The 8886-nt window shown below is 47.3% G+C and carries 11 protein-coding genes; 9 read left to right on the forward strand and 2 right to left on the reverse strand.

What is annotated here, in order from left to right:
- The 5 genes from GF309_05920 to GF309_05940 all read left to right on the forward strand — a co-directional run.
- Nucleotides 1–352, forward strand: a 352-nt coding sequence (locus GF309_05920; protein ID MBD3158311.1) for a hypothetical protein, incomplete at its 5' end; no start/stop codon positions are given.
- Nucleotides 353–363: 11 nt separating this feature from the next.
- A complete protein-coding gene (locus tag GF309_05925; protein ID MBD3158312.1) occupies nucleotides 364–1173 on the forward strand; it encodes a hypothetical protein in 810 nt (269 codons plus the stop codon).
- 64 nt (nucleotides 1174–1237) lie between these two features.
- On the forward strand, nucleotides 1238–2296 hold the full coding sequence (locus GF309_05930) for a hypothetical protein (GenBank protein ID MBD3158313.1): 1059 nt from the start codon (nucleotides 1238–1240) through the stop codon (nucleotides 2294–2296).
- A gap of 99 nt (nucleotides 2297–2395) precedes the next feature.
- Nucleotides 2396–3370, forward strand: a complete 975-nt coding sequence (moaA, locus tag GF309_05935; GenBank protein MBD3158314.1) for a GTP 3',8-cyclase MoaA — start codon at nucleotides 2396–2398, stop codon at nucleotides 3368–3370.
- Between the two features lie 122 nt (nucleotides 3371–3492).
- A complete protein-coding gene (locus tag GF309_05940; GenBank protein MBD3158315.1) occupies nucleotides 3493–4068 on the forward strand; it encodes a hypothetical protein in 576 nt (191 codons plus the stop codon).
- A 651-nt stretch (nucleotides 4069–4719) separates the two neighbouring features.
- On the opposite strand, the gene GF309_05945 is transcribed toward GF309_05940, so the two are convergent.
- Together GF309_05945 and GF309_05950 are read right to left on the reverse strand one after the other, a co-directional pair.
- On the reverse strand, nucleotides 4720–4965 hold the full coding sequence (locus GF309_05945) for a hypothetical protein (GenBank protein MBD3158316.1): 246 nt from the start codon (nucleotides 4963–4965) through the stop codon (nucleotides 4720–4722).
- 178 nt (nucleotides 4966–5143) lie between these two features.
- Nucleotides 5144–5986 (reverse strand): hypothetical protein, encoded by an 843-nt coding sequence (locus tag GF309_05950; GenBank protein ID MBD3158317.1) that lies wholly within the window; start codon nucleotides 5984–5986, stop codon nucleotides 5144–5146.
- A gap of 227 nt (nucleotides 5987–6213) precedes the next feature.
- On the opposite strand from GF309_05950, the gene GF309_05955 reads away from it, so the two are divergent.
- The 4 genes from GF309_05955 (at nucleotide 6214) to cas2 (ending at nucleotide 8730) form a co-directional block, all read left to right on the forward strand.
- Entirely contained in the window at nucleotides 6214–6354 is a 141-nt protein-coding gene (locus GF309_05955) for a hypothetical protein (GenBank protein ID MBD3158318.1), read from the forward strand.
- Nucleotides 6355–6496: 142 nt separating this feature from the next.
- A complete protein-coding gene (locus GF309_05960) occupies nucleotides 6497–7258 on the forward strand; it encodes a hypothetical protein (GenBank protein MBD3158319.1) in 762 nt (253 codons plus the stop codon).
- Between the two features lie 148 nt (nucleotides 7259–7406).
- Complete coding sequence (gene cas1 / locus GF309_05965) at nucleotides 7407–8435, forward strand: CRISPR-associated endonuclease Cas1 (GenBank protein MBD3158320.1); 1029 nt, start codon at nucleotides 7407–7409, stop codon at nucleotides 8433–8435.
- A gap of 4 nt (nucleotides 8436–8439) precedes the next feature.
- Nucleotides 8440–8730, forward strand: a complete 291-nt coding sequence (gene cas2 / locus GF309_05970) for a CRISPR-associated endonuclease Cas2 (GenBank protein ID MBD3158321.1) — start codon at nucleotides 8440–8442, stop codon at nucleotides 8728–8730.
- The last annotated feature ends 156 nt before the right edge of the window (nucleotides 8731–8886 follow it).

Raw genomic sequence — 8886 nt, forward strand, 5'->3', positions numbered from 1 at the left:
GAGAATACTCAGGCGCTATTGTCCCGGATTCAAGCTGCACGTGAAAAAGAAAGGTGGCAAGAGAAAGCCCGTCAAACTTGAGGGGGATATCAAGATTCGCAACGGGCGGTACGGCTTGAAGATCGTCATTCCCGATAAGTATCCATACACCATGCCGCGAATCCGTTCTTCTGGTTGGAACCCTTCTGATGCTCCACACAGATACAGCGACGGAAGCCTCTGTATAATGCAGTCCAAGCAATGGAATATCTCGTATTCTCTTGCATTGGTGGTCAAGAAAGCGACACTATGGATCCACAAGTATCTCAAATGGAAACGTACACGAAGGTGGCCAGGGAGGGCACAGGATTGAGGTGATTAGCCATGGACTATGACAGAATCAACTACATACTCTCCCCAGAGGAGCTCCAAGACAAACGCATCCTGATTGTAGGTGTAGGCAGTGGTGGGGCCCCAATAGTACAGCACCTCACAATGAATGGGATTCAACATTGGACGCTGTTTGATCCAGACACTTTCGATGAAGTGAATCTGGTAAAGCATCCAGCCAGACGCAAGGAACTCGGACAGTTGAAAGTCCATATCATGAGTGAATGGATTACAGATAGGAACCCGAGTGCAAACGTAAGAGATTATCCAGTCGACATAATGGAAAGCCCCGACTTTGAAATGGAAGTGGAAGAAGCAGACTTTGTTCTTTCGGCCTCCGATAGTTTCCCCGTCAGACAATATGTTAATCGAGTCTGTGTCAACAAGTCAACTAGTTGCGTTACAGCGAATGTTTTTCGGACAGGGGTAGGTGGGGAAATCTACTCGTATATCCCGGAGGAAACAGGTTGCTTCCAGTGCCTGTGCTTGGTGAGCGCGAAGCAAGGCTGGAATGATATCGAGGATTCCATCGAAATCACAGATGATGAGAAGGAGAAGATCTACGGACTCAATCAAGAGGAGTACAAAGCATCAGGCCTCTCCATGGACATTGCAATCATTTCAGCTATAGCCGCGAAGCGAGCGCTCCGTCTTTTGCTTGAGAACCCAAATCCTCGATTCTATCCACAAGATAAGGCCAATTACGTGGTCTTCTACTTGCGAAAAACAGGCGACAATCCAGGTTTGTCCAGCCAGAGGTATTTCATCTCCCAGCAGGAGGATTGTTTCTGCGGAGCAGATTGACATCGCTTTGCGTTGTCAAATGCAGGCCTACACGAGACCAGCAACTTATGGAGGAAATTGAAACATGATGAGAAGCAATAGAAAGCCAATCTATCTCGGTGAAAGAATGGAACTGAAAACAATCCTTGGATTATCAGAAATAGTGGTTGGGCGCAAGCTTCTGGAGAGGATTCTGAAAGCGATAAGAGAAACATCAGACGTGGAAGAGGGCGGCGTCCTCATCGGTTATCTGGAGCAAGAACAGCCGAGCTCGCTACCGTCACATGAATTCAGCTCGAAGAGAATGGAAGCAGTGAACTTTATCACAAGCGGTCCAAGGGCAAGAAAGTCAGCGTGTAGCCTACATTCAGACCTAGATTACCAGGAAGCTAAATTCCAGTCCCTCTATCAGATAGATGACAATCTCCAGCATCTGGGAAGCTGGCACAGTCATAGCCCAAACGGCCTTAGCACTCTCAGTCATGGAGACATTCGATCATACAGGAACATCCTGTCCTCACCTAGGCACAAACATGACTACTATCTTTCTTTGCTCGCCATCGATGTTCCACAGTCATTTCAGGAGTTCTTGGCTAGTCCTTCGAGATTCATGAAAATCTTTGTTCTCTTCAAAGGATTTCCGACACGCGCATTCGAAGTCGGCTGGGAATGCATAACTGTTCAGACCGTTGATAACACCTTCTCAAGATATTTGGCTCCTGTAAGCTTTGAATCTGAGTCAGCCAGAACTCAGGAGAGATACGACGAAAGAAGACCGTGGTATAAGACACAAGAAGGCAAAAGAACACTAAAACAAGATACTCGTTTCTTCAATTGCATCGAACAAGAGATGCTAGGTCTTGAGCGGGGGGCCGTGTATAGGCGAAACCAAAGTGGGGTCCCTTATCTCGTGCGGACGTTCAGCTACTACAACATCAACCTAGAGTATCACTATCCAAGTCTTAGCGGTCGGCAAGGAGTGTCTATGATTGCAATCCCAGAAAACAAGGGTAACAAGTCCGCGTCAGGAGATCCTTCAATCAGGATATCCGTCAAGCCACTAGCCGTTAGATTTCGCTTCATCCAGCTTTTCATTGACAATGTCAAGAAGCTAGCTATGATGGAAGAGATAGACCTACCCTAATAGTTTCCTCTGGAACTGCAACTGTTGCAGCTTAGTTTTCCACTTTCACGCTTCTATCCTATTAGTATACCATCCATACCAAGTATTGCGTGTTTCATAATGACTGTCTCGGAGACCATCTTCAACGGGGAGAGCGATGCAGTGCTTGTAGGGCAGGGAGATGTACCAATCCAGAGACTTCGCATGAACATTACGGAATACTGCAATTTCAACTGTTTCTTCTGTCACAATGAAGGGTTGTCCGCACAAGAAACCCAGAACATGAGCGTCTCCGAGATTGCAAATCTTGTTCGTGTTGCTGCGAATCTGGGCATAACCGAGGTCAAATTGCTTGGCGGCGAAGCGCTCATGCGTCCTGATTTGGAAGAGATTGTCTCGGCGATTTCACCCTTTGTAGACGAGGTCTCCTTGACGACAAATGGATGCGGATTTGTATCTAGGGCTGAGAATCTGCAGCAGGCAGGACTGGACAGGGTAAACATCAGCCTTCACTCTACCAATGCAAGAACATTTGAAAGGATAACCAACGTTGATGCACGCGATAGGGTCATCGACGCAATCCAAACAGCTATTGAGCTTGGTCTTGAGCCAGTGAAACTCGACAGGGTCATGCTTCGTGGCATCAATGTGGCAGACACGTTTGGTTATCTCGACTGGTGTGTAGATATGGAAGTAGATGTGAAATTGCTCGAGCTCTCTCCTTCTTCAACAGTCTCTAGTGAGGAGTTCCGTTCGCTCTTTCTCAACCTCAATGACTATAGAGAGGAAATCATCAACTACAGCCAGAGTAGAGGATGGACATTCGATAGTACCGGCGACGGATACGTGATACACACAGACAGCGGGGACATGACAGTTGAACTGTTGCGGCTATGCAATGACACTTCAACCTGCACAGCTCGTGGCAGTTTGCAGGTGACTGCCGATGGCCATCTGAAACCATGCTTCTGGCGTAACGATAACCTCGTTGCCTGCCGAGAAGCATTGAGAGAAGGTAACGATGCTGCAATCGAAGAAGCCCTGAGAACAGCGGCTTCTAGGGTACGGAGTACCTGCAATTTCTTCGAGCGGTAGGAGGAGAGACACCATGTCAATCCAATCACCACAATCAGCATTCATCTCCAAGTATCTAGTGGGTAAACCGTTTAATACTATCATCCAATTGCAAGAACAGACTGTATGGAGGTTGTGAGGTCTTGGCGTCATATTTCATGATGGTCGGTGTAACTCCACAAGCGTGCGCAAATTCATTGGCATGGTACCTCAGACTAGGGATGGAACCAGAGATATCCGATGTCTATTTCATGACATCGCAAGATGAAGGAGAACCCTCTGAAGAAGGCAAGCAGTACATCAAAGAAGTGCATAAGCTCAGCAAGGAAATAGCACCTAGATTGGCTGCGGAAGCTTTTGAGAAAATCACATTCGACACGGAAGACATCATCTGGATCCCTGAAGCAGATCTTCCTGTTGCAACACGGCTCATTGCAGAAGGAATCCTAGACAGGTGCCCGGATGACGAGATTGTGATTGATATCACCGCGGGTCGAAAGATTATGGCCAGCAGTGCAGTGGTCGCAGCATTGCACCTCTATCACAGCTGCGACATCGATGTCAAATTGACGTATTATCTGCTCAAGGAGTTCAGCAGGCAGAATCTCAAGAAGAAGGCCTATGAATTAGGTTTGGATGAGGCTGAGACAATCATGATCGACATTGATGATTTGGACGCAGAGCTCAGAGAAATCCCGGTGAAACAAGATGAAACCTAAAACCCTCACAGATGTCATGAACACTCTCTACTCCGAGAGCAGGATCTGGAACATCCGTGGATGGAATGAATCCAACGGTCGAGCTATTCAGCTGTCTCTCGACTTCGACGCCAAGAAAATCAATCGTGAACAGGAAATCTCGACAATGGACATCGCGCAGATTGCCTGGCGCGCCGGCATGATTCCTTCAAAAAATGATGATGAGTTGACCGGCTGCATAGATGAAGCTCTGGAGAATCCTGGAAACAGGACAGTTGCCATTTCTCTTGATACTAACCTAGTAATCGCACGGTTCTATCCAAACTATATGCGGATGCACCATCCTCAACCATATGACTACGTACCACATTTCTTGGTTGTTCCTGCGGGAGTAGACCACGAGCTACACTACCAGATGAGCAACACGTTTCGGAGGGGAGATCCATTCCTTGCAGCGATGGAGGACGAGTACAAGAGAGATTCAGAGTCCTATAGACTCCTCACGGGCCAGTACACGGAACCCGATATTCAAAGTAATAGAGAACCGCTTCTCCGGGTCGCTTCGAAAAGGGGTAGAATTGGTATCAAGGGCTTACGAGAAATGAGACGCCTTCAGGAGGAACATCGAGTTATCATAAGTATGCCTGCTCATCTTTACTATTCAGAACGGATTCAATCGGAAGGCAAATTCGTCGATGCGATTTTTGACAGTCTTATCCGGTATGAAACGCAATTCTTGCAAAAGAACACCAACTCGAGGATCATATTTCTTACAGCAGACAAGCACCAGTACAACAGCGCGACGAATGATGGAATGGAATGCCGATACGTCAAGCAGCCAACAAGCGGGAGCGCGTGGAGCGTAATCGAGAAGTCTAGGTTCACTACCTCATATATGGGAAAATTCCTCGAAGAGATGTGCGTCTATTCGCCGTATATAGAAGTAACGGCAGGAGACATGAAAGTGTACTTGGCAAGCGCGTGGGAAGCAATGGGGCATGAGGAAAGCAGGCTAGGGAAGCTCAAGTGTATCATCGATGGGAGCCTCTTGACCTTGGATATTGGGTGATGATCTGTCTCGCTTCGTGATGACAACCTAATAGTGATTGACTCGCCAAGTCTCGATTGCCAGCACAAGCTTCCTGACATCGCGCAACAATCGTCGAGCATTCTTCTTGTCAACACTTCTGCCACTGGAATGGGCGGCCTTGTTTCTATTTCTTCTCACATCATGAGCACTATCCCATAGCTGTTTGAACTGGGAATTACTCATACCAAGCTTTCCACCGTTGAAATACTCCTGGGCGGTCTTCATATCTCTGCCCAGACCACCGCCAAAATGGCGTCTCCACATAGTCAGTCGCGTCCAAAGCGAGAAACGGTGTCTACTCCCTTCTATCCCCTTCAGAGCTTTCTCAATGCTTTTGGCGAGAGCTATGTAAAAGCCTTTCCAATCTTTGTGGTTTAGCTTGTTTTCTGCCTGTCCTAATAATGATTTATCAATACTATTTCCGGGATCCCTACATTTGTGCGCATTCCTAGGTATATCAGGAACTAGAAACTTGGGCGCTTTCACTAATGAGTGGAATAGAATTACATTCAGCAGTATGCCAAAAACAAGGTCCGCTGGCAGTCCGTCATTCAACCCGTATCCGAGTATGCCGAGTGTTGTGAACAGGGGAATCAAGGCAATTACTAGATTCAATCTGCGCAGGTCTTCGTGTCGTCTGTAATCCGTGCCTAGATAGATCATCAGCACTACGTAGATTAGTCCGAATATCAGAGCCAGGTAGAACAGGTACTCTAGCCAGGGAAGTGTTGCTAGCTGTGCCAAAGTACACGGTCCTAGAAGAACATAGCAGAGTATTGGACCAATTGAACCTATTACCGCTTCGCCTGTAACAAAGAAGACCCATGCTACTGTGAGATCATCGCCCACATGACTACCCCAACACTTTCTCTTTTTGGGGAATAATAAGGGATTCCCGTATCGCCCCCGTTCTTCTGTAATCTAGAACTGCCATTCCATCGCGTCATCTTCGAAAGCTTATGGAGCAGAGCTGTTCTGAGGGCACGATTCCTATTCGCTTCGCATAGGGTGAAACTTTCCACCTATCCCCTTAAGTGATTAGCAATCGTCTCCTTCTCACAGGTGGTATGAATAACATGGGTGACGAAGATGTCGTGTTTATTGACGAAGAGGGCAATGTGATAGAATCAAACGTCGTTGATGAATCTACTGACAAGGAGAAGGGTGCAACAACAGCAATCAGGGACAACCTGGGCGAGTTCGAAGAGAATCTCTAGTGTGCAGATACTGTTTCTCTTCGTGCTACCCCCTTCTTGATATCATAAACGTATGAGGGGAATCCCAATCGGTCAACGTAGTCCGATTGTATTCATCTCGCCAAATAGTGGCTGAGAAAACTCGAGGTGGAGGGAGGGAAGGATGCTTGATTACGGAACGGACTACACACAAAGGGGAAAGGTCTACGGTTTCTTGATTTCGTTTCTGGTTAGCTGGGCTCTTCGATCATCCCCGGTTATCCTTACGTATCTCCTAGACTATTCTCTGCTGATTCTATACGTCTTCCCATTTTGGCTGGGATTTGACCTGCTGCTCATTTCAGTGTTTGCGGTCTACGGATGGTTCGGTGTGGGGTTGGCCGTTCTGTTTGATGCGTATCTCCGTCCCACCCTGACTATGGAACCTTTGCTTTTTGCCTTGTCAGAGCTGATAATCATATCATTGCTTATCATCAGCCATTCTCGGTTGTGGTACAATCGTATCAGCTCGAAAGTGGGTTCACTGATTGCAGCTGTAGCTATTCCGTTCTCCTCTGCACTCGTCTTATTCTGTGGACTAGTGTATGTCCTAGACATGTCCGTCTCCCCGTCCGACTGGTCCAGTCTGGCTCTAATTTGGATTGGTTCTTTCCTATCCCTCTGCGTGCTTTCTCCGTTATCCTTGAGGGTATTCGAATTACGTCACAGTACTGTCCGTCCATGGTGTTCAGCATGGCTCATGATGCTCCTAACAGGTGATTCGGGAAGAAGATCGAGACGGATGGGTGATGCAAATGGTAGACATTCACAAAGCCAGAGAGATGCCCGTAATGAAGAACCCAATGTCGTTGTTCTATGTGATCGTTGTCATGGCGAGAACAACTTGTCAAGGGATACATGCAGACACTGCGGGGTGAATCTGTGACATACAAGGGTGATACAGCCGCCATGAAAGGAGTATGGGGTTAAACTTTCAGAGCAACGTTTCAAGTATACAGGATACCACAGGTTAGGTCAGGACAGCGAAGCAGAGCTAGATGCCTGAACTCTAGCACCTAGATTGAGGGAAGCCTATGAGCACAAGCAAAGTTACCCTATATGTCACTGAGTTTGGAGCTACACTGAGAAAGCGGGGAAATAGATTTCTTGTCCTAGAAGAGGGTGGTGACAAGCAGGAGATAGCAGCGTGTGATGTGAACCGGATCATCGTTCCAACGCGAGGATCAAGCATTTCTACCGACGCTATTTTCCTTGCATTAGAAAACAGAATCCCTGTTCTGATGGCTCACCGAAATGGGAAACCAGTAGGAAGAATTGCTAGCCTCCTTGAGCACGGTACTACAGCTCTTCGGCAAGCACAGTATGAAGCGATTTCAAACGAAGTAGGTAGGGGTATTGCCAGGAAATTCATCATGGGGAAAATCATCAATCAGAGTGGCCTACTCGCACGTAGAGCTCTCAATCGAAAGGAGAGCAGTCCCCTCTTGGCAAAAGAGCTTGACAGTATCGTTAGCAAAATGCGCGGCATACTTAACACGGTTGAGTCTTTGTCTGATTCAGAGGTTTCTAGGGATAGCCTCCGAGGAGCAGAGGGTAGCGCTGCATCTCTTTACTGGTCCGGCATTGCGAAAATCATACCTGAACGATATTCCTTCGAGGAGCGCGAAACCCGCGGAGCCAAAGACCTTGTGAATTCTATGCTGAACTATGGGTATGCTATTCTGCGTAGTGAGGTCCTTGTGGCTGTTACGGAGGTGGGTCTCGATCCCTTTGCCGGGTTCCTGCATTCTCCTCGGCCAGGCCGTCCTTCGTGTATCCTTGATGCTATGGAAGAGATGAGACCTGTCGCGGTTGATGCACCACTTCTTAACCTGCTTGTGAGAAAACAGATTCCAGTGTATGAATCTCAGGCAGAGGGCAGACTGGACAAGACCACACGGCAAACCATCGTGGAGTCACTAACTGAAAAGCTGGAATCTGAAGTCGTTTATGGTGAGGAACGAACCACCTTGCGCCGAGTCATTGCAAAACAAGCACAGCTCCTTGCATCAAGCCTTAGGTCGCCCCAACAAGATTTCAGCTATTACAAAGCACGGTGGTGATTTCATGCGCTTGATATCGATATACGACATTTCTGGTGATTCTTTGAGAAACAAGGTGGCTAACCGACTGAAGGACTATGGAATGAAACGTATTCAGTATAGCGCCTTCTATGGCAATCTGTCAGTCCAACAACGAGAGGAATTGCATGAATATCTGGAGAACCTACTCGAACAAGGGGAGGAAACAGACTCCATTCTCTTCTTCCCCATCTGCAGTGACTGCTTTCAGAAATCATCCAGTATTGGCCAAGTCGACCTGGTAACACTTGAGGAGCTCAAACTCATTTTTGTGTAGAGTGATGAAATAATCGGAAAAGAAAATCATCGCGCGTGTTATAGGAGGATCGTAGAGAATTGAACTCGGACACATATTCTGATTATTGATAGAAAGCATCCGGAAAATAGCATAAAGAAGCTGCGACCTCCCAATTCCGTTTCTATCGGATTATGC

It is taken from the genome of Candidatus Lokiarchaeota archaeon (assembly GCA_014730275.1).
Taxonomy (GTDB): domain Archaea; phylum Asgardarchaeota; class Thorarchaeia; order Thorarchaeales; family Thorarchaeaceae; genus WJIL01.